A 21,961-nucleotide genomic window follows, 5' to 3' on the forward strand; every position below is an offset into this window, starting at 1 on the left:
GAGGTCACCAACGCCCAGGGGGGACAGATGGTCCTGCGTCACCCGCCCGATCGCCGCCCACCATCACTCGGCCTGTCCGGACTCCAGCCACCGGACCGGAACCCGTCCACTGCCGTCATGCTCGCGGCGCTCGTCGTCGCGCTGGCCGTGGCGCTCGGCGGCACCGCGGTCGGAAGGTCCCACGAGCCGGCCGGACAGGCTGCCGCCGCACCACCACCACCGACGCCAACGCCGCTGCCCGCGAAGTACGTCGTACTGACGTTCGACGACGGACCGGATCCGAAGTACACGCCACAGATCCTCGACATCCTCGACCGGTACGACGCCAAGGCGACGTTTTTCGTGGTCGGCGCCGAGGTGAAGCGACATCCGGAGCTCGCGCGGACGCTGCACGAGCGCGGCCACAGTGTGCAGAACCACACCTGGTCGCACGCGGATCTGAGCACGCTGTCGTGGGCCGCGTTCCAGCGCGAGGTGAAGAACACCGACGCCCAGATCCAGGCCCGGACCGGCCGGACCGCGGGCTGCCTGCGACCGCCGTACGGGGCGCGGAACGGGCTCGTCGACCGGCGCGCGGCCGGGCTGGGCAAGCAGCTCGTGCTCTGGGACATCGACTCCCGCGACTGGACTCGGCCGGGTGTCGCGGCGATCGAGCGCCTCGTGACGACCAAGGTGCACAGCGGGTCGATCGTCCTGTTCCACGACGGCGGCGGGGATCGTCGCCAGACCGTGGCGGCGTTGCCGAAGGTGCTTCAAACGCTCAAGGCGAAGGGCTTCGGCTTCCGTACGACGACCTGCGGGCCGCCCTAGGCGAGGGCTGTGACCAGCGGGACGACGTCCGCGATCGACTCGACGATGCGGGTCGGCCGGTAGGGGAACCGGTCGACCTCGTGCTCGCCGGTCGAGCCGGTCAGCACCAGCACGCTGCGCAGGCCGGCTTCCAGTCCGCTGATGATGTCGGTGTCCATCCGGTCGCCGATCATCACCGAGGTCTCGGAGTGCGCCTCGATCCGGTTCAGCGCGCTGCGCATCATCAGCGGATTCGGCTTGCCGACGAAGTACGGCGCGACGCCGGTCGCGCGGGTGATCAGCGCGGCGACCGACCCGGTGGCCGGCAGTGGACCCTCGGTCGACGGGCCGGTCGGATCCGGGTTCGTGGCGAGGAACCGCGCGCCACCCGAGATGAGCCGGATCGCCTTCGTGATCGCCTCGAAGGAGTAGGTCCGGGTCTCCCCCAGCACCACGTAGTCCGGGTCCCGGTCGGTCAGGACGTATCCGACCTCGTGCAGCGCTGTTGTGAGCCCGGCCTCGCCGATCACGTACGCCGTACCGCCGGGCCGCTGGTCGTCGAGGAACTGGGCCGTCGCCAGCGCGCTGGTCCAGATCGCGCGCTCCGGTACGTCGATCCCACCCGCGAGCAGGCGCGCCCGTAGGTCGCGCGGGGTGTAGATCGAGTTGTTCGTCAGCACCAGGAACTTCCGGCCGGACGTCTGCAACGTGGCGATGAACTCGGCGGCGCCGGGGATCGCCCGCTCTTCGTGCACCAGCACGCCGTCCATGTCCGTCAGCCAGCTCTCCACCGGCTTGTGCTCACTCACACCGCACTCCTCGCGCTCGGGGTTGCTCCCTGATCCTTGCAGAAGCCGCTCGGTCGTCGGGGGTCAACCGCACTTCCTGCCTACGTGGTGTCGCATCACAGCCGGAAAGTTCGTGCCCCTTGTCCACCGCGGCGATGCGGCCGAGAACGTCCGCGGTGGTTGAGGCCGGCTGGATGCAGCATTCGCATCGAACAACGTCCAGGCTCACGGCTGGCGGCCGACGCCCACCACCGACCAAGCAGGTTCGTCTGCTGGCAGGAACGCTCAGCTGGACCGGTGCGCTGCCGATTCGCGGGTTGGTCGGTGGTGGGCGTCGGCCGGCGAGTCGATCGTCCTCTGCCAAGCGTTCACCAGAGGTTGCCCCGACGGTCGGCGCGCGTGCGGCCGAGCAGGCCCCGAGTTGCTGGCAGCACCGGCCGGGAAGAGACGAGGAGGCTGTGGGCCCGGCGGCCGGGCGGGGTACCGACCCGGGCAGAGCGCCGGCCCAGGCGGAGCGCCGGCCCGGGCGGAGCGCCGGCCGGGCGGAGCGCCGACCCACGCAGAGCGCCGGCCCACGCAGAGCGCCGGCCCACGCAGAGTGCCACCCGGGCGGGAGAGGCCGGAAGGGCGGGGATGGTGGTCAGGTGGCGTTCTGGGCCAGCGTGCGGAGTTTTTCGACCATCGCGTTCGGGTCGTCGGCGGCATAGACAGCGGAACCCGCGACGAAGACGTCCGCGCCGGCTTCGGCGCATTGTTCGATGGTGTCGGCGGAGACGCCGCCGTCGATCTGGATCCACAGGTCGAGGCCGTGTTTGTCGAGCAGGGCTCGGGTGCGCCGGATCTTCGGGACGCAGACGTCGAGGAATTTCTGGCCGCCGAAACCCGGTTCGACGGTCATGATCAGGATCATGTCGAGCTCGGGGAGCAGGTCCTCGTACGGCTCGATGGGAGTGGCCGGCTTGAGGGCCATCGAGGCGCGGGCGCCCTTGGCGCGGATCTCGCGGGCGGTACGGATCGGGGCGCGGCAGGCCTCGGCGTGGAAGGTGACGCTGCTCGCGCCGGCCTCGACGTAGCCGGGCGCCCATCGGTCGGGGTCCTCGATCATCAGGTGGCAGTCGAGCGGCTGCGTCGCGGCTTTGGCGAGCGACTCGACGACCGGCATGCCGAGCGTCAGGTTCGGCACGAAGTGGTTGTCCATCACGTCGACGTGCAGCCAGTCGGCGTTCGAGACCGCCGCCGCTTCGTCGGCCAGCTTGGCGAAGTCCGCGGACAGGATGCTGGGTGCGATCTGGATTCCCATAAGGCCTCGGATTCTACCGACGGCGCCGCAACCACTCGACGACCTGGTCCACCGACTCGACCGCGTCCACACCGGGCGGCAGCGGCGGGCGGCGGATCACGATCACCGGTACGCCGAGCTGCCGCGCCGCCGTCAGCTTCGCCGAGGTCATCTCGCCCCCGCTGTCCTTGGTCACCAGGACGTCGATCCGGTGCTCGCGCATCAGCGCCAGCTCGTCCTCCACCGCGAAGGGTCCGCGGGCGAGGATCACGGTGCACCAGTCGGGCTCACGCTCCGGCGGGTCGACGCAGCGGGCGAGCGTCCACAACCCGGTCCCGGCGAAGGCGTCGAGACCTAGCCGGCCGATGGTGAGGAACACCCGCGAACCGACCTGCGGCAGGAGTTGAGCGGCCGCCTCGGCGGACTCCACCCAGTGCCACGCAGTCGTCTGGTCCACGTCCAAGCCGGGGCGGCGATCGCCAGTATGCTCCCCGGCGCCCGGGTCAGACGCCCGACCGGCGTCCCAGCCGGGCCGGCGGAGCACCAGCAAGGGCACCCCCGTACGCCGAGCCGCTTCGGCCGCGTGCTCGGTCATCGTGGCCGCGAACGGATGCGTCGCATCGACCAAAGCCTCGACCCGCTCGTCCCGCAGCCAGTCGACCAGCCCATCCACCCCGCCGAACCCACCCTGCCGAACCTGGCCAACCGGAAGCCTGGCGTCCGTCGTACGGCCGGCCAGTGACGACACGACGTCGATGTCCTGGGCAACCAGGAGGTCGGCGAGGCGACGGGCTTCGCCGGTTCCGCCGAGCAGGAGGACCTTCACCCACCCACTATCTCGCGCCGGCTTCTACGCCGGACGACGACCGCGCCACCGGCCAGGACGAGCAGGACCGCCAGAAGGATCACCGGAAGGACCCGGCCATGCGCCTCCCCGGAGACCGCGGCCAGCGGCGCGGTCGAACCGGCGGCATCCGTCAGCAGCGGCACAACGGTCACCTCCGCACTCAACGGCACCACAGCAGCGACATCCCGGACCGGAACACTGGCCTTCCACGAGTCCCCCGGCAGCAACGACGGCGAGTCCGCGACCTCGCCGGATTCGGCCCGCAGTTGACCGAACGGACCGGCCAGCGACGCCTTCTGCCGCGCCGACACGGTCGCGTTGCCGGTGTTGTGCACGGTGTAGGTGACCGTCGCGTCACCGCCGACCAGCGAGGGATGCACATGGACGTCGCTCACGGTCAGCTGAGGTTTCAGCTCCCCACCGACCCGCAGCTTGATCCGTACACCCATCCGTTGCTCCACCGGCTGCTTCGAGGCCGGGTCGGTCTGCTCGACCGAGGTGACGATGCCACCGATGTGATCCCCCGGCGCCGCGTCGGCGGGAACCCTCACTGTGAACGGCACCGAGGCGGCCTTGCCCGGCAGGACCGTCACCGCGTTGCGGCTCGGACGAACCCAGGCCCCCACGCTCGTCGACTTCGCGTCCTTGCGGCGCAGATCGAGCTGACCCGAGTCCGTGGTGAAACCGTCCGCCGCGTACACGGCGAGCTCGAGCGGTGTGGTCCCCCGGTTGACGACCAGCAACCCGTCGTCCACCGTGTCGCCCGGTGCGACCGTGTAGGTGTAGTTCTGCCGGTCCGGGCCGAAGGCGTTGTCGGCCGGTTCCACGCTCCACGGAGCGTCGGCGACAGAAGCGGCGGGAGCGGCGGCAGCCGGTACGGCGTACAGGCTGGTGGCGGCCAGCACGACGGCGGCGAGGAGACGGGTCGGGCGCATCGGTGTGATCCTCGAGAAAGTCGGAAGGTGGAGCGGGCCCCCGCCCGCCCCACCAGGGTTGGTCAACTCACAGAAGCGAGCCGACCGCGTTGTTCAGGTCTCAGCGGAGCCAGTTGGTGTCAGCGGCAACCTTGTTGTTGCCCTTGCCACCCTGGTAGGTGTGGATGGCAACCTTGTCGACGATCGAGCCGACCGGCGCCGCCGGGGTGGCGCCGCTGTCCGGGCCGCACCACGACTCCTGACCCAGCTCGACGGCGGCGTTCGGCGCCGCGCAGGTGCCGCTGCGCAGGTTCTCGACGACCAGCTTGTCGTCCTTGACCTGCACCCGGACGTAGGTCCGGACGTGCTCCTGGTTCTCCACCGAGTTGGCCCAGTGGTTCTTCGGGTTCAGCGGGTCCGGACCGTAGTTCGGGTCCTTGGTGACGTCGGGCTTGGTCAGGTCGTAGTACTTCGAGCCCGACGCGGAGTTCGCCGTCACGTAGACGACGCCGCCGGGTCCCTGGGTGACCTGGGTCGCGCCCGGCTGCTCGGCCGGGTTGGCCTTCTTGCCGTTCTTGATCTGGTAGCTGCGCGAGTAGCTGTGGTCGTGCCCCTGCAGGACCAGGTCGACGCCGAGCTTGGAGAAGGCGGTCGGGAAGTCCTGGCGGCGCAGCTGGTTGTCGCCGTCGTTCGCGTGGCTGGCCGGCGAGTAGATCGAGTGGTGGTAGACCAGCACGGTGTACTTCGCCTTGGCGCCGTAGGTGTTCACGACGTTCGTCACGTAGCCGATGTGCGCGGCGTCCGAGCCGTTGGCGTAGGCGTTGCTGTTCAGGTCGATGAACAGCACGTCCTTGTACAGGTACCAGTAGTCACCGCCGGAGCGGACCGCCTGGTCGCCGTTGTAGTACGGCGTGGAGCGGTCGGTGTTCGGCGTCCAGAAGTGCTGCTCGTAGGCCTTGCCGCCGACATCGTGGTTGCCGATCGTCGCGGCCCACGGGTACTGGCGCAGCTTGTCGGAGCCGAGGAACGCGTCCCACTGGCTCTCGACGTTCGCGCTCTCGACCTGGTCGCCACCGGAGACCAGCAGCTCGGCCTTCGGGTTCGCGGTCAGCGCGACGTTCAGGGTGTCGGCCCAGCCGGCGCCGTCCTTGGCGGTGTCGCCGGACGAGCCGATCTGCGGGTCGCCGAAGAACAGGAAGCTGAAGTCGCCCTTGAAGTCCTGGGTCTGGAAGGTGTACGTCGGCGACCAGTGCCCGGCGTTGCCGACCCGGTAGGCGTACTTCTGCCGCTGCTTGAGGCCGTCGATCGTGGCGTGCGCGTTGAACCCGCCGTTGACGGCGTTGGCCGTGACGGTGGCCGGGAACGAGGTCACGTTCTTCGGGAACTGGCCCTTGACCAGCTTCGAGGCCGGCACGACCTGGACCAGCTGGCCGGCGTTGGTCGAGGAGTACCAGCTGAGTACCCGCTGGTTCTCCTTGGCGCCGACGCCGAGCACGATGCGCGAGACCGCGACCGCCTCACCGTCGGCGGGCTTGCTGGGGGCGGCGGTCGCGAGACCACCACCGAACGCTGTGGAAACCCCCACCACCGCCACCGCGGCCAGCGCCAGGCGGCGTCCAGCAGCTCCGCGGGCGCGGAACTGCTTCCACTGGATGTACTTCATCGATGTCCGTCCGTTTCAGGTACGAGAAATGATGCGGAAGTGCTCAGTCACCGTCGTCCGGCCGGGTGGAATCGTGGTGAACAGTTGTTTCCCCCTGGGCTGCGCACCCCGGAATTGTTGAATTTTCAGGAACCCGTGACGCGCTGCACGAACCACACCAGCCCGGTCACGGCGACCCCCGCAGACAGCGCGCCGGTCACCCAGAGCCCCGCGACCGGCGTACGGCGTCGCAGCAGCGCGAGCACCGGGAAGACCAGCACGATCAGCGACAGCTGGACCGCTTCCAGCCCGACGTTGAAGACCAGCAACGACCACAGCAGCTGCCAGGACCAGGCCGCGTCGATGCCCAGCGCACTCGCGAACCCCAGCCCGTGCACGAGCCCGAAGCAGAAGACGACACCGAGCCGGATCCAGCCCGCCCGGTCGAGGCTGAAGTGCCCGTTGCGGATCGTGTCCAGCTCGCCGGCATGCAGTCCGCGCTGCCGCAACCGCCACAGGTGCCAGCCCGCGACAACCGCGATCGACAGCGCGATCACCGGCTCGACGAACGACGCGGGGACCTTCACCAGCCCGAGCGCGGCGAGCACGAACGTGACCGAGTGGGCCACTGTGAACGACGTCGCGGCCAGCACGATCTCGCGCAGCCGCCGCGATCCGGCGATCAGCGCGAGCAGGAAGAGGATGTGGTCGAGCCCGGTCAGCAGGTGCTCGGCGCCGAGCCGGAAGAAGTCCCAGAACCGCTCGGTCCAGGACTGCTGCGTCGAGAACGACGGCCGCTGCGTGTCGAGCGCCGCACTGCCCGACTTCAGGTCGAGCTCGTAGGTGAGGATCGTCTTGGTGTCGCGCACGTAGCCCTCGTCGTTGCCGAACAGCGCGCTGCGGATCTCGTGCGCCTCGGCGTGCTCCGGGCAGGAGTAGTCGAGCACGAGCAGCGCGTACGGGACGCCGTCGCGCTCGGTCATCGTGTAGCCGCCGTCCTGGCTCGGCGTACAGGCCTGGCCTTGGGCGGTGACGGCGAAACGCTTGCTCACATAGCCGACGACCGATCCCGTATGGCCGGTCAGCGCGGCGGCCTGGCGTGCGGTGTCGCGGGCGTCGAACGCGGCTGTGCCCTCGCGGAACAGCGCGTCGTCCTTCTCGGCGTCCGCGGTGGAGACCACGAGCAGGTCGTATTCGAGACCGAGCTCGGCCCGGACGTGCCCGCGCTCGGGCGCGGTCAGGTCGGCGTACACGGTCGAGCTGAAGCCGTGGGCCGCGGCGGGGGCGGCACCGAGGGCGAGGCCCAGGACGGCGAGCAGAATCGCGGCGTACGCGGCGCGAGCGACGGCGTACGGACGGTTGCGGGTGGGCATGAGGCCTTCTTTCCTGGTCGGCCGCACGCTGCCCCGCGCGGATGAACGACCGGCGGACCGCGGTCGAACATCTCGCGACCAGGCCCGGACAACGCCCGCCGATGGGGTAGGAAGGGTGCCGACCAATCCCGTTCCCGCCCGGAGGATCCCTTGCGTCCGCGTCTCGCCGCGACGATCGTGCTCGCTGTCACCGTCGCCCTGACCGGGTGCGGTGCGGACGACGACTGGGCCGGTCCGCGGGTCGCACCCAGCCCGGTCGGTGCTCTGGGCAACGGCTTCGTGGACCCGAAGGCGCCGCCGACACCGGAGGCCACGGTCACGCCGAAGCCCGGGTCGTGGGACGGCGTGCACCCGTCGAAGGGCTACCGGGTCGTGCTGCTGTCGGCTGGCGGCGACGCCCAGACCAAGACGCTGACCGACGCGGTGACGTCCTGGGCGAAGACCGAGAAGGTCAGCCTGAAGACGATCACGGCCGACGATCCCGCGCACCGGATCGACCGGATCACCGACGCGCTCGGGCTGAAGCCCGACCTGATCGTGGCTGCGGGCAACAGTCTGATCGATCCGCTCGCGCTGTTCACCGCGAACCATCTCGACCAGCAGTTCCTGGTCGTCGGCGCCGAACTGGCCGAGCCCACGCACAACGTCACCGCCGCGGACTGGACCGGTGCGTCGTACCGCGGCGAGGGGCTCGGGATGTCGTCGAACTACGACCCCGCGTCGTTCACGCCCGAGCGCGCCGGCGCGGCGATCCGCGCCGGCGTCGCCAGCGTCCTGCACGGGCTGACCGGCATCGTGATCTGGATCGGCTAGCGGGTCCGCGTCGTCGAGTACAGGTGGCTGTCGGGAAAGTTGTCGGCGGCAAGTGTTCGCCCGACGATCACCACCGCCGTCCGCCGTACGCCGGCCGCGTGGACCTGCTCGGCGATGCCGGCCAGCGTGCCGCGCAGGATCAGCTCGTCCGGACGGCTGGCGCGCGCGACGACCGCGACCGGGCAGTCCTCCCCGTAGTTCGGGATCAGCTCCTCGACGAGTCGCTCGATCTGCTGCACGGCCAGGTGCAGCACCATCGTGCCGCGGCTCGCGCCGAGCGTGGCCAGGTTCTCCCCCGGCGGCATCGCGGTCGCGCGGCCGCCGACGCGGGTCAGGATCACCGTCTGGCCGACCTCCGGCACGGTCAGTTCGCGGCCGAGACTCGCCGCGGCCGCCGCGTACGCCGGTACGCCGGGCGTCACGTCGTACGGGATGCCGAGCGCGTCGAGCCGGCGCATCTGCTCGGCCATCGCGGAGAAGACCGACGGGTCGCCGGAGTGCAGCCGCGCGACGTCGAGGCCCTGCTCGTGCGCGGCTGCCAGTTCGGCGAGGATCTGATCGAGATCGAGATCGGCCGTGTCGACCTTGCGGGCGCCGGGCGGGCAGTGGTCGAGCAGCTCGACCGGGACCAGCGCACCGGCGTACAGGCAGACGGGTGAGTTCGCGATCAGGTCGCGGCCGCGCACGGTGATCAGGTCGGCCGCGCCGGGCCCGGCACCGATGAAGTGGACAGTCACTTGGTCACGCTCCAGATCGTCACGGGCATCGCGGGACGCCAGCCGGTCATGCCGCCGACGGGTGAGGCGCGCTGCACCGACAGTCGGACCAGGTCGCCGCCGAGGTCGGCGTACCAGCGGGCGATCAGGGTCTCGGTTTCCAGCGTGACGCCGTTCATCACCAGGCGGCCGCCGGGCGCGAGGGCTTGCCAGCAGGTCTGGATCACGCCGGGATTCGTACCACCGCCGCCGATGAAGATCGCGTCCGGCGTCTCCAGGTCGGTCAGTGCTTGCGGGGCCGCGCCGACGACCGTCCGGACGATCACCCCGAGGGCGGCGGCGTTGCGGTCGAGGCGTTTGGCCCGGTCCGGGTCACGCTCGATCGCGACCGCCCGGCAGCTCGGGTGGTGGCGGGCCCACTCGATGGCGATGCTGCCCGCGCCGCCGCCGACATCCCAGAGCAACTGACCGGGAACCGGTGCGAGCCGCGACAGGGTGACCGAGCGAACCTCTCGCTTGGTCAGCTGGCCGTCACTCTCGTACGCCTCGTCGGGCAGACCAGGGCTCGTCGGCAGCAGCGGCGCGGCGGCGTCCGGTTGGCAGACGATCCCGATGACGTTGAGCGCGTTGACCTGGTGGTCCCAGTCGCGGGCGGCGGTGGTCCTGACGGTCTCGTCCAGCGAGCCGAGCTGCTCCAGCACGGTGAACTCCGAGCCGCCGTACCCGCGCTCGGTGAGCAGCTTGGCGACCTCCGCCGGGGTGTGCGATCCCCAACTCAGTACGACGAGCCGGCGGCCGGGCTGGACGTGCGGATGGACCAGCTCGAGCGGATGCCCGACCAGGCTGATCACCTCGACCTGGTCCTGCGGCCACCCGAGTCGCGCGCAGGCCAGCGAGACGCTCGACGGGTGCGGGATCACGTGCACCGCGTCGGCCCCGAGCAGCCGCGTCAGCGTCGTACCGATGCCGTGGAAGGTCGGATCACCGCTCGCCAGGACGCAGATCTTCCGGGCGCCGTGGGTCGCCAGCAATCCGGGCAACGATTCCGACAAGGGCGACGGCCAGGCGATCTTCTCCGCGGACGTCTCCGGCACGAGCTCCAACTGCCGGGCGCTGCCCATCACGACCTCGGCGGCCTCGACCGCCTGACGGGCGAGCGGCGACAGGCCGTCCCACCCGTCCGCGCCGACACCGACGACGGTCAATTGCTGATCACGCATTCCCGAGCACCTTGGTCACCGTGATCTCGACGACCACGCGCTCGGGGTTCACCCGGGGCTGCTTGTAGCGCGCGGCGTACCGGCGTTCGGCGTCGGCCACCTTGGCGGGGTCGTCGCTCACCACCGCGCGGCCTTCCAGCGTCGACCAGCGCCGGCCGTCCACCTGCGACACCGCGACCGCCGCGCCGCCGGCCCCGGCCGCCCGGATCAACCGCGCCTTGTGGGAGCCACCGCTGCAGATCACCCGAGCGATCCCGCCGTCGAAGTCCACGGTCACCCCGACCGGCACCGCGTGCACCGTCCCGTCCTTGCGCACGGTGCTCAACACACACAGATGCCGCTCGGTCCAGAACTCGGCGAACGCGGGCGACTGCTGCTTCAGGGGTTCCGACACCCCCTGATCGTAGACAGCCGACGCCCACCACCGATCAACGGGCGGCGACTCGCTCGACCCCCGCTCAGCGTGCCGCGAAGTGGCCCCGCGCGGGAGGTTGATCGGTGGTGGAGGTCGGTCAGCCGATGTCCCGCCGGCGGAAGGTCGCGTACCCGCTGACCGTCAGAGCCGCGGCGATCGCGGTCAGCCAGAGGACCGGCGTGGCCGAGAAGTCGCCGCCGGGGAGGCGGGGCGTGTGGCCGTAGGGGCTGAGATTCATGACCGACTGCGGCAGGTCGAAGATCGCGCCGAACTGGCCGATCAGCAGGAAGGCACCGAAGAGGAACCAGCCGGCAGTGACCAGCTTCGGCGCCAGACCGAAGAGCAGCACGACAAGCGCGGTGACCAGCCAGATGGCGGGCAGCTGGACGACTGCGGCAGCCAGCAGACGCGGGACCTGGCGGCCCATGTTGCCGAGTTCCGCGCCACTGGAGATGCCGGCCCCCAGGCCGCCGACCACGACCAGGAGAGTGGTGCCGAGCAGAGCCATCAGCACGTGGCTGGACAGCCAGCGGCTGCGCGTGACGCCAGTGGCGAGCAGCGGCTCAGCACGAAGGGCGGTCTCCTCGGAGCGCAGCCGTAGCGCGGCCTGGATTCCGAAGGCGGAGGCGAGCAGGCCGAGCATGCCCATCTCGGTGGACAGGAACGCGTCGGTGATGCCGTCGACGCCGCCGAGCTTCTGGATCAGCTCCTTGGCGCTCTCCGATCCCGCGAAGCCGTCCACGTTACTGGCGATGTTGCCGACCACCAGCCCGAGCAGCAGGAACGCGAAACCCCAGCCGTACAAGGAGCCCCGGTGCAGCCGCCAGGCCAGGGCAAGCGGCGACCTCAGTGATGCGGCGGCGGTCGCTGGACCCGGTCGCGGGCGGACCAGACCGGCACCGATGTCCCGGCGCCGCAGCAGCGCGTACGCCGCCGCGACCAGCACCACGAGCAACGCCAGCGGCGCGAGGGCCACGACGACCCGGTCACCGGCGTACGCGCGGATCTGCTGGGCCCAGCCGATCGGCGACAGCCAGGACACCCACGCCGTCCCGTCCGAGGAGTCGCCGATCGCGCGGAGCACGTAGGAGACGCCGAGCACGATGGCGGTCAGGCCGTTCGCGGCCCGCGCGCCTTCGGTCAGCTGGGCGGTCAGCCCGCCGACGCCGGCGAAGGCGAGACCGGCCGAGGTCCAGACCAGCCCGAAGGCGAACGATCCAGCCACGGGAAGTCCGACGCCGATCAAGCTCAGCGCGGTCAGCAGCCCGATCAGTACGACGGTCAGACCCGAGACGAGTAGAGCCGCCGTCAGAGCGGCGTACCGGCCGAGGACGCCGGCGCTGAGCAGCTCGAGCCGGCCGGACTCCTCCTCGGCGCGGGTGTGGCGGACGACCAGCATCGCCGCGAGCAGCGCGACCAGCAACGCACCGAAGGCGGTCAGCTTGAACAGCGACAGCTCGCCGAGCGACCTGGGGTCGAAGATCCGGCCGTACAAGGAGACCAGCGCGGGTGAGGAGTTCGTGGTCGTCGCCGCCTCGATCCGCGACTTCTCGTCCGGGTAGAGATCGATCGACGCCTGCGCCGAACCGGCCGCCATCAGCACGAACACCACGACCCACAAGGGAATCAGCACCCGGTCGCGGCGCAGCGCCAGCCGGACCAGGGTCGACGTACCGACGAAGTCGTTCATCGCGCGTCCACCAGAGCGGGCTCGGCCGTGTCGTCCTCGTAGTGCCGCAGGAACAGCTCCTCCAGCGTCGGCGGCTGCGCGACCAGGCTCTTGATGCCGCTGGCGGCGAGCTGCTTCATCAGGCCGTCCAGCTGGGCGGTGTCGACCTCACAGCGCACCCGGTGGCCCTCGACCTCCAGGCTGTGGACGCCGGGCAGCTTCGCGAGCCCGTTCGGCGACGAGGCCAGCTCGGCCTGGACCGAGGTCCGGGTCAGGTGCCGCAGGTCGGCCAGGGTCCCGGTCTCGACCACCTTGCCCTTGCGGATGATGCTGATCCGGTCGCAGAGCGCCTCGACCTCGGACAGGATGTGGCTGGACAGCAGCACGGTCCGGTCCCGGTGGCGTTCCTCCTCGATGCACTGGCGGAACACCTCCTCCATCAGCGGGTCCAGCCCGGAGGTCGGCTCGTCCAGGATCAGCAGCTCGACGTCGGAGGCCAGCGCCGCGACCAGGGCGACCTTCTGCCGGTTGCCCTTGGAGTAGGTCCGGCCCTTCTTGGTCGGGTCCAGGTCGAAGCGGCGCAGCAACTCGTCGCGCTTCTTCGGGTCGAGTCCGCCGCGGAGCCGGCCGAGCAGGTCGATCACCTCGCCGCCGGTCAGGTTCGGCCACAAGTTGACGTCGCCCGGGACGTAGGCGAGCCGCCGGTGCAGCTGCGCCGCGTCGTGCCAGGGATCGCCACCGAGCAGCGACACGTCGCCGGAGTCACCGCGGAGCAGGCCGAGCAGGACCCGGATGGTGGTGGACTTCCCGGCTCCGTTCGGGCCGAGGAAGCCGTGCACCTCACCGGTCGCGACCTCCAGGTCGAGACCGTCGAGGGCGTGCGTCGCGCCGTACGACTTGTGCAGTCCGGAGACCACGATGGCTGGTGTCATGTTTCAGAAGCTACACTTCATTCAGAATTTTGTGAATCTTTCTAACGCGTCTCTCACACCACAGGTTTCCGGCGCACCGAGAGGAGATGATGGGCCGGTGAGCGCACAACGAGACGACGAGGCGGTCCAGCGGTACGCCGAGGGCTTCGGCAACCTGCTGGCCGAGACCGGCTGGCCGCGGATGTCGGCCCGCGCCTTCGCCGCCATCCTGGCCAGTGAGAAGGGACGGCTGACCTCCGCCGAGTTGTGCGAGCAACTGCAGGCCAGTCCAGCGGCGGTGTCAGGCGCCGTCCGCTACCTGCTGCAGATGCGGCTGGCCACCCGCGAGCGCGAGCCCGGCAGCCGGCGCGACGTGTACGTCGTCCAGGACAACTTCTGGTACGAGTCGATGATGCGCCAGGACCGGTTCCTGCCGCGCTGGGAGGACGTGCTCGGGCAACTGATCAACGAGCTCGAGCCGGGCAGCGACGCGCACCGCCGGGTGAGCTCGACGCTCGGCTTCCTGGCGTTCATCCAGGCGGAGGTCGAGGGGCTGAGCGAGCGCTGGGTCAAGTACAAGGCCCAGATGGACGCCGACTACGACGCCTCGCACTGAACGCGACCGAGGCCCCGGTGGAATCCACCGGGGCCTCGGTTCACCGCTGACGACGACTAGCGCAGCGCGCCGGCCGCCACCGTGTCGAGCACCTGCTGCAGCATCGGGCTCGTCTTGCCGGTGTTCGCCCTCGACTTCGGCAGCCGCACCGCGTTGCCGTCGACCGGACCGTCGACCGGGTAGACCGACAGCTCGGCCGGCAGCGGGCTGGTACCGCAGACCTGGTCCTTGCCCGGCAGCTCCCCGCCGAACACGAACTTGTCACCGATCGCCTCGGCGCACGACGACGCGGAACCGACGTACTGGCCGTGCTGGCCCTCGTCGTCGATCGCCACGAACCGGGTGAACTGCAAGGTGTCGTTGTGCGTGCGCAGCGCACCCTCGTACGCCGTGGCCGGGTCGAGCTCGCCCTGGACCATCAGCATCCGCGGCGACCCCTTCAGGTCCAGGTTGCGGTCCTGCGGGGCGTACTTCCAGAACGCGCACATCGGGACGCCGTTCATGTAGCCGAAGAAGGAGTACTTCTTGGCCATCCGGTCGGCTTCGCGCAGGTAGAAGTTCGGGTCGGTGTTCCAGGCGGTGTCGTTGCAGCGCACGGTGGTGCCGATCGCGCCGAGGTTCACCGGCTGGTCACCCGACGTCGCCTTGGCCGCGGTCTCCCGGGCGTCGGCGAGCACCGACTTGGCGGTGTCGACCTGCGCCGCCGCCGTTGTCGACGCGGCCGCGGCGGTCACGCCGTACCGGGTCCTGATCGCGGCGAGGGTGTCGAAGGCCTGCAGCTCCGGCGACAGCCGGGCCCACGCGCGGTCGACGTGCTGGACCTCGATCTCGCCGGAGTCCGACGGGTCCTTCACGTACTCGTCGTGCACCAGGATGTCCATCGTCGCGCGGATGAACCGGACGTTGCCGTAGATCGCGCTGTAGATGTTGCCGTCCAGGTTGTCACCCCGGACCGAGCTCTCGCCGGCCTTGACCAGCGTGACCAGCGAGGCGCGGATCCCGTTGTACTTCGCGAGCACCTGTGCCGGCGTCTTGCCGACTCCGGTGATCTGGTCGGCGTGCCGGGCGATCCACGGGAACAGCTGGGTGTCGCGGCGGCGCTGGCCGGAGAACGGGTCGAAGTTCACGTTCTGCCACTGGGTGTGGGTCCAGTCCATGTTCGAGTCGAGCACGAACCGGCCGACCTTCGACGGGTAGGTGTCGGCGTACCAGCCGCCGAGCCAGGTGCCGTAGCTGTAGCCGATGAAGTTCAGCTGCCGCGCCTTGAGCAGCGCCCGGATGAACTCCATGTCGTACACGGTCTGCTGGCTGCTGACGAACTGGCCGAACTCGGTCGCCGCACAGGCGTCGGCCTGCAGCTTCGCCTCGGCCACCTCCACCTTGTGGGTGAGCTTGGTGCGCTCCTTGTAGTCCGGCGTCACCGGCAGGGCGTTCAGCGCCTCGGCGGTGGTGATGCACTGCAGCGGCGTGGACTGGCCGAAGCCGCGCGGGTCGAAGCCGACCAGGTCGAAGTCACTGAACAGCTGCGGCTTCTCGGTCGCCAGCGCCGCGCTCAGGGTCAGGCCGGCGCCACCCGGGCCGCCGGGGTTCGAGGCCATCAGGCCCTTCGACGTACCGGTCGCCTTGCTGTAGGAGATCGCCACCTCGATGTCGGGGTGCGCGTCGGGGTTGGCCCAGTCCATCGGCACCTTGACCTTGGCGCAGTCGGTGGTCGGCGCCTGCGGGTACAGCCGCTTGATCTGGGCATCGAACGAGCAGACCGACCACTGGATCGGCTGGTCGAGGTACTTCTGCGGGATGGACGGCGTCTTCGGGTCGGTCGGCTTCGGCGCCGCCGCTGTCGCGGTGGTGGCGGTCAGCAGCGGTACGACCAGCGCCGCGGCTGTCAGTGCAGCCACCGCGATCTTCCGGGGTTTGCTCACGCTCAGGCTCCCGTGTTTCCAGGCGGACAGGATTGAGGGCAACCTAAGTCTCCTGCCGCCTCCACACCAGGTGTGAACGCCCACTCAAGGGCAAACCCGCGCCTACAACTCGTAGACGGTGAAGATCGTGCAGTAGATCGGCGGCGACTCGAGGCCCGGGTAGTACAGCCGGCCGGCGTCGTCGGTGACCTTGAAGTACGCCGTGGAGGCGCCGACCTGCGACGGCGCCTGCAGGGTCATCCGGACCGTCACCACCTGCCCCGGTACGGCGTCCGGGATGCGCGCGGATCTCGGCGAACGCATCCAGCCCGGCGTCGCGGCGGCACCCTGCCGGGTCAACCAGCGGTCGCGCCAGGGGCGTTCACCGCTGTTGCGCAGTTCCCAGGTCTTCTCGAACTGCTGATCCCTGGCGACGCGGGTCCCGTCCGGCACGCTCTCGCCGACCAGCTCGGCGCGGTCGTCGGGATGGTGGTCGACCGGGACCGATCCGCCGAGCAGCATCGGCTGGACCTGGCGCCGCAGGTCACGCTGCGAGACGTCCTTGCCGGCGCGGACGGCGGCGTCCAACTCGACCAACTGATTGACCAGTGCGCTGCCGGCGCCGAAGGATTCGTCGTACCACTCGATCAGCTCCCGGCTGGGTTTGGTGTGGCCGCGCTCGACCCGGGACAGATGGCCCTTGTCCCAGCCGGACAGGTTGGCCGCGCGCGTCAGCGGTACCCCGGCCGCCTCGCGCAGCTCGCGCATCCGGCTGCCGATCAGCGAGCGAACCTGGGCTGGCCTCACCGTGCACTCTCCGATCGTTGCCCCCTGCGACAACACCGTAACGCTCTGATTCTCTGTGAGTCAGTACCAGTGCGCCACTCCGCAACGAAAAGGAGCAACCATGCGTACCGCCCTCCTACGCATCACCGCCCGGCTCACCGCAACCACCCTGCTCGGCTGTGCCGCCCTGCTCGGTGCCGGCACCCTGCCCGCCCACGCCGCGACCGGCACCGTCGTCACCGACAGCGGGGCCGGCGTCACCATCCGGTCCGGTAACGCCACCAGCTTCGGCGCCGTCGGCACCCAGCCCAACGGCACGGTCCAGATCGACTGTCAGCTGTACGGCGAACCGGTCACCGGCAAGTACGGCCGCAGCCTGATCTGGGACCACATCCCCGGCAAGGGATTCATCTCGGACTCCTACGTGAACACCGGCAGAACGGGACTGGTCGCGCCGCTGTGCACGACCAATCCACGCGCCGACAAGGCGATCGCCTGGTACGCCGCCCGCAACGGCTCCACGGCGTACCAGGGTTACTGCGAGATGGCAGCCGAGAACTCCTACGGCAAAACCGGTATCTGGGCCTCCGCCAAGGCCGACTGGAACGACGCCGTCGCCCGCGGCGTCGCCCACCGCGGCGACCTGAACCCGCCCAAGGGCGCCCTGGTCTTCTGGGACCTCGCCGCCCCCTACGGCCACGTCGGCGTCGCCCGCGGCGACGGCTACTTCTGGGCCACCAGCGTCGGCGGCAAAATCGGCCTGGCCAAGCTGCCGTACTTCTCCAACTACCTCGGCTGGGCCTGGCCGAACTTCTGACCCAGGCGCCCGGTCGCACCCGCCCCTCCGACCGGGCGCCCGGTCAGGGCGGACGTGCAGCACTGACCAAGTCCGCCGCGCGCGGCGTGTCGGAGGCGACACGCCGTGGATGGCGAGGTTGGTCAGTGCTGCACGTCCGGCCTCGCTAGCGCACCGGCCGCTCGCCCGAGCCGCGTTGGATGAGTACGGAGGGCAGGACGATGCGCTGGGGAGGCCGGGTGTCGGTGCCGGCGGCGCGAGCGAGTAGGAGGCGGGCGGCGGTGCGGCCGAGTTCGCCGATGTCGGAGGCGACGACCGTGACGGGGGTGGGCAGCATGTCGGCCATCCGGAAGTCGTCGAAGCCGACGACCGCGGGCTGAGTGTTGTCGCCGAGCCCGCGCAGGACGCCTTCGGTGACGAAGTTGGTGGAGGCGAACAGGGCGGTGGGCGGATCGGTCCGGTCCATCAGCTCACGGGTCGCCTTCTCGGCGGCTTCGGCGGTGCCTTCGGGAAGCTGGACGACCAACGACTCGTCCACCGGTACGCCGGCCTCGCGGTGGGCGCGGCGATACCCGCGCAGCCGCCGCCCGGTCGTGTAGTACGACGGCGCGAGCAGGATCGCGATCCGCCGGTGCCCTTGGCCGAGCAAGTGATCGGTGGCCACCTTGCCGCCGCCTTCGTTGTCGACCATCACGATGTCGGCCTCGATGCCGTGCGCGGGCCGGTCGACGAACACCACCGGGACGCCGGCCGCGGTCAGGAACGAGTGGTCGCTCTGGTCCGGCACGATCATCAGCCCGGCGACCTGGCGCCCGATCAGCTCCTGGATCGCCCGCTTCTCCCCCTCCGGGTCCTCGTCCACGCTGCCCAGCACGACCGCGAACCCGGACTGCCCGGCCACCTCCAGCGAGGCTTTCGCGATCGTGGCGAAAAACGGGTTGGTCAGGTCGCCCAGCACCAGCGCGAGACTGGACGACTTCTTGCCCGGCCGCAGCGCGCGGGCGACCTCGTTGCGCTGGAAGCCGAGTTCGTCGATCGCGGCCCGGACCCGGTCGGCGGTCTCCTCGCGCACTCCGGCCCCGCCGTTCACCACCCGGGACACGGTGCCCAGGCCGACGCCGGCCCGCCGGGCGACGTCGATCATCGTCGGCGGCTTGGGGTCGGCTCTGCGTGGAAACGTTTCGGACACGGGGTTGACTTCCCTCTCACGACACGGCATCGTCACCCGACAGTAAGCCTTGGAAACGTTACCATCCAGGAGGCAGGATGATTCGTCCCTCGCACCGCTCGTCCGGGGACAGGATCCGGCGATGGCCCGGGTGACCGGCGGCGGGCTGAGCCGCAACGCGGGGTCCGACGTCCGCGCGGCGTACCTGTTCATCGCGCCGGCGATCATCGGCTTCACGGTGTTCGTGGCCTACCCGCTGATCCGGTCCTTCGCGCTGGCGCTGACCAGGGACAACGGGCTGACCGATCCGGTGTTCGTTGGCTTGGGCAACTTCCGCCGGCTGTTCACCGTCGATCCCGCGTTCTGGCCGTCGCTGCGGGCCACCGGCTACCTGGTGGTGCTGTACGTCCCGCTGTCGCTGGCCCTCGGACTCGCGCTGGCGATGTTCTGCAACCAGCGGTTCGCCGGCGTCCGGGTCGTGCGCACGCTGGCGTACCTGCCGGTGGTACTGCCTGCCGTCGCGACGATCACGTTGTGGAAGTTCATCCTGAACCCGCAGGTCGGCCTGCTGAACACGATCCTGGAGAAGCTGCACCTGCCGACCAGTTCGTGGCTGGCCAGCCCGACCATGTCGATGCCGTCGATCGTGATCGTGATGCTGTGGGGCGTCGGCGGCACGATGATCATCTTCCTGGCCGCGCTGCAGGCGGTGCCGACCGAGCTGTACGAGGCGGCCCGGGTGGACGGCGCCGGCCCCTGGTCGACCTTCTCGCGGATCACGCTGCCGATGATCAGCCCGATCATGCTGCTGCAGGTGATCCTGCAGACCACCGCCGCGCTGCAGACGTTCAACCAGCCGAAGATCCTGACCAACGGCGGTCCGGGCTTCAGCACCAACGTGCTGATGCTGTCGATCTACAACAACGGCTTCTCCAACCTCGGCCGGGTCCCGCAGCTCGGGTACGCCTCGGCCCAGGTCTGGGTGCTGTTCGTGATCATCATCGCCGTCATCGCCCTGACCGCGAAGTTCTCCTCGCTTTGGACCTACAGTGACAACACTCCCGACTGACCCCGCGCAGACCGTCGCCCCGGCGCTGGCCCCCAGCACTGCCGCGTCCCGGCCGGCGAAGCGTCGGCGCCCACTGGGCACCGCGTCCTGGTACGTCACCGCGTTGTTCGTCAGCTCGGTGATGGTGGTCCCGCTGCTGTGGATGATCACCATCGGCCTGAAGAGCCGGACGGCCGTCTTCGAGGTTCCGCCCAGGTTGCTGCCGCGGGAGTTCAACTGGAGCAACTTCATCGAGGGACCGCAGGCGATCAACTTCGGCCGGCTGCTGCTGAACTCCTCGGTGATCACCGCGCTCAGTGTGCTCGGTGGCGTGCTGACCGCGATGATGGCCGGCTACGCGCTGGCCCGGCTGCGCTTCCCCGGCCGCAAGGTCTGGTTCTACCTGTTCGTCGGCAGCATGCTGCTGCCCGGCGTGGTCGGGCTGATCCCGTTGTTCCAGCTGTACAAGAGCATCGGCTGGTACGACACCTGGCTGCCGCTGATCGTGCCGGCCTTCTTCGGCGGGAACCCGCTGTTCATCTTCCTGGCCCGGCAGTACTTCCTGGCCATCCCGTACTCGATCGACGAGGCGGCCAAGATCGACGGCGCCGGTCACTTCCGGATCTTCACCCAGGTGATGCTCCCGCTGACCAGGCCGGCCTGGATCACGATGGCGATCCTGGCCTTCCAGGCGTCGTGGAACGACTTCCTCAATCCCCTGGTCTACCTGTACTCCGCCGACAAGTGGCCGTTGTCGGTCGGGATGGCGTCGTTCATCTCGCCGTTCGCCGGGCAGACACCGGACTGGAGCTACTACATGGCCACCAACCTGCTTTACATGCTGCCGCCGCTGATCCTGTTCTTCGCGGCGCAGCGCTACTTCATCCAGGGCCTCGGCTCGCTCGGCAGCACCACCCAGAAGTGAGGACACCGTGAAGACGAGAATCATCGGCACCACCTTGGCCTGCGCCGGCCTGCTCACGGCGACCGCGTGCAGCGGCTCCGACTCCGGCGGCAGCGCCGACGGACCGGTCACCGTCACCGTGATGACGTGGGAGTCGGCCGAGACCAACGCCGCGATCGACAAGGCGCTGGCCGGGTTCCAGGACCCTCAGGTGAAGGTGCAACGCATCGACACCCCGAGCGGAGGGTACGGCGACAAGCTCGCGTCGCTGACTCAGGCGAAGAAACTGCCGGACCTGTTCTGGTGCGGCAACGACACGGAGCAGCAGTACACCTCCCAGGGCCTGCTGGTCGACTGGTCCAAGCGCATCAGTGAGGGCGACAGCGAGTTCAAGGCCGACAAGTTCGTCGGTTCGGCGATGGAGAACTGGAAGACCGCCGACGGCCAGATGGGCGGCCTGCCGTCGCTGATGAACACGTACGGCGTCTGGTACAACGCCGACGCGTTCAAGGCCGCCGGACTGCCCGAGCCGAAGGCCGGCTGGACCTGGGACGAGATGTACGCCGCCGCCGGCAAGCTGGCGAACAAGGGCGGCGCGAAGTACGGGCTGGTCGCCGACCAGCTGACCTCGGGCGACGCGCCGTTCACGATGAGCCTGTACTCGGTCTCGGCCGGCGGTGCGCCGTTCACCGACAACGTGAACCACCCGACCAAGGCCGAGGCCGACCCGAAGTACGTCGAGGGCGTGAGCAAGCTGGTCGACGCGATCAAGTCCGGCGCGGTCGCCCCGGCCGGCTACGACGCGTCGAACGTGCAGGCGCTGTTCTCGGCGGGCAAGGTGCCGATGATGTTCGGCGGGCAGTGGCTGGCGGCCGGGTTCCAGACCGACAAGCCGAAGGTGAAGTACGGCTTCGCCCCGTTCCCGCAGGTGGACACCCCGACCACGCTGTACGACTCGGTCGGCATCTGCACGCCGCAGTACACGGCGAACGAGGACGCGACGTACAAGGTGCTGGAGTACCTGAACACCAAGGTCTGGGACGCCGTCCTGCCGGCCTCGCCGGTCGCGCCCCCGGCGTACACGCCGGCGCAGGAGAGCTACTTCGCCGCGCTCACCAAGGCCGGCCAGACCACGGTCGTCGACACGGTGAAGACCGACCTCGCGACGGAGAAGACGGTCGGGGTGCGGTTCACCACCCAGTGGGCGGCGCAGGTCGCCGACCTCACCACGGCGCACTACCTGCCCGTCCTGCAGGGCAAGAAGCCGGTCACCGAACTGCAGACCTACGTCGAGAAGATCAACGGCCTGATCAAGTCGGGCGGCTGATCCACCGAACCGAAGGACCCGATGCGCTGGCATCGGGTC

At 69.7% G+C, this 21,961-nt stretch carries 21 protein-coding genes; 7 read left to right on the forward strand and 14 right to left on the reverse strand.

Going from position 1 to position 21,961, the window contains the following annotated elements; translation table 11 throughout:
- Positions 1–117 precede the first annotated feature (117 nt).
- Positions 118–810: a polysaccharide deacetylase family protein gene (locus ACQPXM_RS30045; protein ID WP_432939717.1), complete on the forward strand. Its 693-nt coding sequence runs from the start codon at positions 118–120 to the stop codon at positions 808–810.
- On the opposite strand, the gene ACQPXM_RS30050 is transcribed toward ACQPXM_RS30045, so the two are convergent.
- The 6 genes from ACQPXM_RS30050 to ACQPXM_RS30075 form a co-directional block, all read right to left on the reverse strand.
- Positions 807–1,559 (reverse strand): HAD-IIA family hydrolase, encoded by a 753-nt coding sequence (locus ACQPXM_RS30050; RefSeq protein WP_432951117.1) that lies wholly within the window; start codon positions 1,557–1,559, stop codon positions 807–809. The genes ACQPXM_RS30045 and ACQPXM_RS30050 overlap by 4 nt on opposite strands.
- Before the next feature lie 658 nt (positions 1,560–2,217).
- Positions 2,218–2,877, reverse strand: coding sequence for a ribulose-phosphate 3-epimerase (rpe, locus tag ACQPXM_RS30055; RefSeq protein ID WP_432939720.1), 660 nt, complete (start codon positions 2,875–2,877; stop codon positions 2,218–2,220).
- Positions 2,878–2,890: 13 nt separating this feature from the next.
- On the reverse strand, positions 2,891–3,682 hold the full coding sequence (locus tag ACQPXM_RS30060; RefSeq protein WP_432939723.1) for a cobalt-precorrin-6A reductase: 792 nt from the start codon (positions 3,680–3,682) through the stop codon (positions 2,891–2,893).
- Positions 3,679–4,638: a WxL protein peptidoglycan domain-containing protein gene (locus ACQPXM_RS30065; RefSeq protein WP_432939726.1), complete on the reverse strand. Its 960-nt coding sequence runs from the start codon at positions 4,636–4,638 to the stop codon at positions 3,679–3,681. The genes ACQPXM_RS30060 and ACQPXM_RS30065 overlap by 4 nt, the downstream gene beginning before the upstream one ends.
- A gap of 100 nt (positions 4,639–4,738) precedes the next feature.
- Positions 4,739–6,280 carry a fibronectin type III domain-containing protein gene (locus tag ACQPXM_RS30070; protein WP_432939729.1) on the reverse strand — a complete coding sequence of 514 codons (1,542 nt, stop codon included), beginning with the start codon at positions 6,278–6,280 and terminating at the stop codon, positions 4,739–4,741.
- Positions 6,281–6,405: 125 nt separating this feature from the next.
- The gene (locus ACQPXM_RS30075; RefSeq protein ID WP_432939732.1) at positions 6,406–7,632 is read right to left on the reverse strand and encodes a HupE/UreJ family protein; all 1,227 of its coding nucleotides are present in this window, start codon (positions 7,630–7,632) and stop codon (positions 6,406–6,408) included.
- A gap of 150 nt (positions 7,633–7,782) precedes the next feature.
- Between ACQPXM_RS30075 and ACQPXM_RS30080 the strand changes: the two genes are divergently transcribed.
- Positions 7,783–8,445 carry a hypothetical protein gene (locus ACQPXM_RS30080; protein ID WP_432939735.1) on the forward strand — a complete coding sequence of 221 codons (663 nt, stop codon included), beginning with the start codon at positions 7,783–7,785 and terminating at the stop codon, positions 8,443–8,445.
- On the opposite strand, the gene cobM is transcribed toward ACQPXM_RS30080, so the two are convergent.
- From cobM to ACQPXM_RS30105, 5 genes are all read right to left on the reverse strand, one after another.
- On the reverse strand, positions 8,442–9,182 hold the full coding sequence (gene cobM, locus ACQPXM_RS30085; RefSeq protein ID WP_432939738.1) for a precorrin-4 C(11)-methyltransferase: 741 nt from the start codon (positions 9,180–9,182) through the stop codon (positions 8,442–8,444). The two genes, ACQPXM_RS30080 and cobM, sit on opposite strands and share 4 nt — an antisense overlap.
- Positions 9,179–10,381 (reverse strand): precorrin-6y C5,15-methyltransferase (decarboxylating) subunit CbiE, encoded by a 1,203-nt coding sequence (gene cbiE / locus ACQPXM_RS30090; RefSeq protein WP_432939741.1) that lies wholly within the window; start codon positions 10,379–10,381, stop codon positions 9,179–9,181. Before cbiE ends, cobM begins: the two co-directional genes overlap by 4 nt.
- Positions 10,374–10,775, reverse strand: a complete 402-nt coding sequence (locus tag ACQPXM_RS30095) for a TIGR03618 family F420-dependent PPOX class oxidoreductase (protein ID WP_432939743.1) — start codon at positions 10,773–10,775, stop codon at positions 10,374–10,376. The genes cbiE and ACQPXM_RS30095 overlap by 8 nt, the downstream gene beginning before the upstream one ends.
- Before the next feature lie 118 nt (positions 10,776–10,893).
- Positions 10,894–12,486 (reverse strand): ABC transporter permease, encoded by a 1,593-nt coding sequence (locus ACQPXM_RS30100; RefSeq protein WP_432939746.1) that lies wholly within the window; start codon positions 12,484–12,486, stop codon positions 10,894–10,896.
- On the reverse strand, positions 12,483–13,397 hold the full coding sequence (locus tag ACQPXM_RS30105; RefSeq protein WP_432939749.1) for an ABC transporter ATP-binding protein: 915 nt from the start codon (positions 13,395–13,397) through the stop codon (positions 12,483–12,485). The genes ACQPXM_RS30100 and ACQPXM_RS30105 overlap by 4 nt, the downstream gene beginning before the upstream one ends.
- A 97-nt stretch (positions 13,398–13,494) precedes the next feature.
- Between ACQPXM_RS30105 and ACQPXM_RS30110 the strand changes: the two genes are divergently transcribed.
- Complete coding sequence (locus tag ACQPXM_RS30110; RefSeq protein WP_432939752.1) at positions 13,495–13,992, forward strand: GbsR/MarR family transcriptional regulator; 498 nt, start codon at positions 13,495–13,497, stop codon at positions 13,990–13,992.
- 56 nt (positions 13,993–14,048) lie between these two features.
- Here ACQPXM_RS30110 and ACQPXM_RS30115 read toward each other — a convergent pair whose 3' ends face one another.
- Together ACQPXM_RS30115 and ACQPXM_RS30120 are read right to left on the reverse strand one after the other, a co-directional pair.
- On the reverse strand, positions 14,049–15,914 hold the full coding sequence (locus ACQPXM_RS30115; protein WP_432939755.1) for an alpha/beta fold hydrolase: 1,866 nt from the start codon (positions 15,912–15,914) through the stop codon (positions 14,049–14,051).
- A 102-nt stretch (positions 15,915–16,016) separates the two neighbouring features.
- The gene (locus ACQPXM_RS30120; RefSeq protein ID WP_432939757.1) at positions 16,017–16,700 is read right to left on the reverse strand and encodes an NBR1-Ig-like domain-containing protein; all 684 of its coding nucleotides are present in this window, start codon (positions 16,698–16,700) and stop codon (positions 16,017–16,019) included.
- Positions 16,701–16,800: 100 nt separating this feature from the next.
- On the opposite strand from ACQPXM_RS30120, the gene ACQPXM_RS30125 reads away from it, so the two are divergent.
- A complete protein-coding gene (locus tag ACQPXM_RS30125; protein WP_432939760.1) occupies positions 16,801–17,496 on the forward strand; it encodes a CHAP domain-containing protein in 696 nt (231 codons plus the stop codon).
- 145 nt (positions 17,497–17,641) lie between these two features.
- On the opposite strand, the gene ACQPXM_RS30130 is transcribed toward ACQPXM_RS30125, so the two are convergent.
- Positions 17,642–18,664 carry a LacI family DNA-binding transcriptional regulator gene (locus ACQPXM_RS30130; RefSeq protein WP_432939762.1) on the reverse strand — a complete coding sequence of 341 codons (1,023 nt, stop codon included), beginning with the start codon at positions 18,662–18,664 and terminating at the stop codon, positions 17,642–17,644.
- Positions 18,665–18,785: 121 nt separating this feature from the next.
- On the opposite strand from ACQPXM_RS30130, the gene ACQPXM_RS30135 reads away from it, so the two are divergent.
- The 3 genes from ACQPXM_RS30135 to ACQPXM_RS30145 are packed head-to-tail and all read left to right on the forward strand — an operon-like array spanning position 18,786 to position 21,922.
- Positions 18,786–19,712, forward strand: coding sequence for a carbohydrate ABC transporter permease (locus ACQPXM_RS30135; protein ID WP_432939765.1), 927 nt, complete (start codon positions 18,786–18,788; stop codon positions 19,710–19,712).
- Positions 19,693–20,616, forward strand: coding sequence for a carbohydrate ABC transporter permease (locus ACQPXM_RS30140; protein WP_432939767.1), 924 nt, complete (start codon positions 19,693–19,695; stop codon positions 20,614–20,616). The genes ACQPXM_RS30135 and ACQPXM_RS30140 overlap by 20 nt, the downstream gene beginning before the upstream one ends.
- Before the next feature lie 7 nt (positions 20,617–20,623).
- Complete coding sequence (locus ACQPXM_RS30145; protein WP_432939769.1) at positions 20,624–21,922, forward strand: ABC transporter substrate-binding protein; 1,299 nt, start codon at positions 20,624–20,626, stop codon at positions 21,920–21,922.
- Positions 21,923–21,961: the final 39 nt, after the last annotated feature.

Origin of the sequence: Kribbella sp. CA-253562 (assembly GCF_050942265.1) — a bacterium.
In the GTDB taxonomy this organism is placed as follows: Bacteria; Actinomycetota; Actinomycetes; order Propionibacteriales; family Kribbellaceae; genus Kribbella.

Bases quoted from the DNA above. Each gene is read 5' to 3' on its own strand.
- ACQPXM_RS30050 (WP_432951117.1), bottom strand. From the start codon at position 1,559: ATGGACGGCGTGCTGGTGCACGAAGAGCGGGCGATCCCCGGCGCCGCC.
- ACQPXM_RS30075 (WP_432939732.1), bottom strand. From the start codon at position 7,632: ATGCCCACCCGCAACCGTCCGTACGCCGTCGCTCGCGCCGCGTACGCC.
- ACQPXM_RS30045 (WP_432939717.1), top strand. From the start codon at position 118: ATGCTCGCGGCGCTCGTCGTCGCGCTGGCCGTGGCGCTCGGCGGCACC.
- ACQPXM_RS30125 (WP_432939760.1), top strand. From the start codon at position 16,801: ATGCGTACCGCCCTCCTACGCATCACCGCCCGGCTCACCGCAACCACC.
- ACQPXM_RS30100 (WP_432939746.1), bottom strand. From the start codon at position 12,486: ATGAACGACTTCGTCGGTACGTCGACCCTGGTCCGGCTGGCGCTGCGC.
- rpe (WP_432939720.1), bottom strand. From the start codon at position 2,877: ATGGGAATCCAGATCGCACCCAGCATCCTGTCCGCGGACTTCGCCAAG.
- ACQPXM_RS30070 (WP_432939729.1), bottom strand. From the start codon at position 6,280: ATGAAGTACATCCAGTGGAAGCAGTTCCGCGCCCGCGGAGCTGCTGGA.
- ACQPXM_RS30105 (WP_432939749.1), bottom strand. From the start codon at position 13,397: ATGACACCAGCCATCGTGGTCTCCGGACTGCACAAGTCGTACGGCGCG.
- ACQPXM_RS30135 (WP_432939765.1), top strand. From the start codon at position 18,786: ATGGCCCGGGTGACCGGCGGCGGGCTGAGCCGCAACGCGGGGTCCGAC.
- cbiE (WP_432939741.1), bottom strand. From the start codon at position 10,381: ATGCGTGATCAGCAATTGACCGTCGTCGGTGTCGGCGCGGACGGGTGG.
- ACQPXM_RS30065 (WP_432939726.1), bottom strand. From the start codon at position 4,638: ATGCGCCCGACCCGTCTCCTCGCCGCCGTCGTGCTGGCCGCCACCAGC.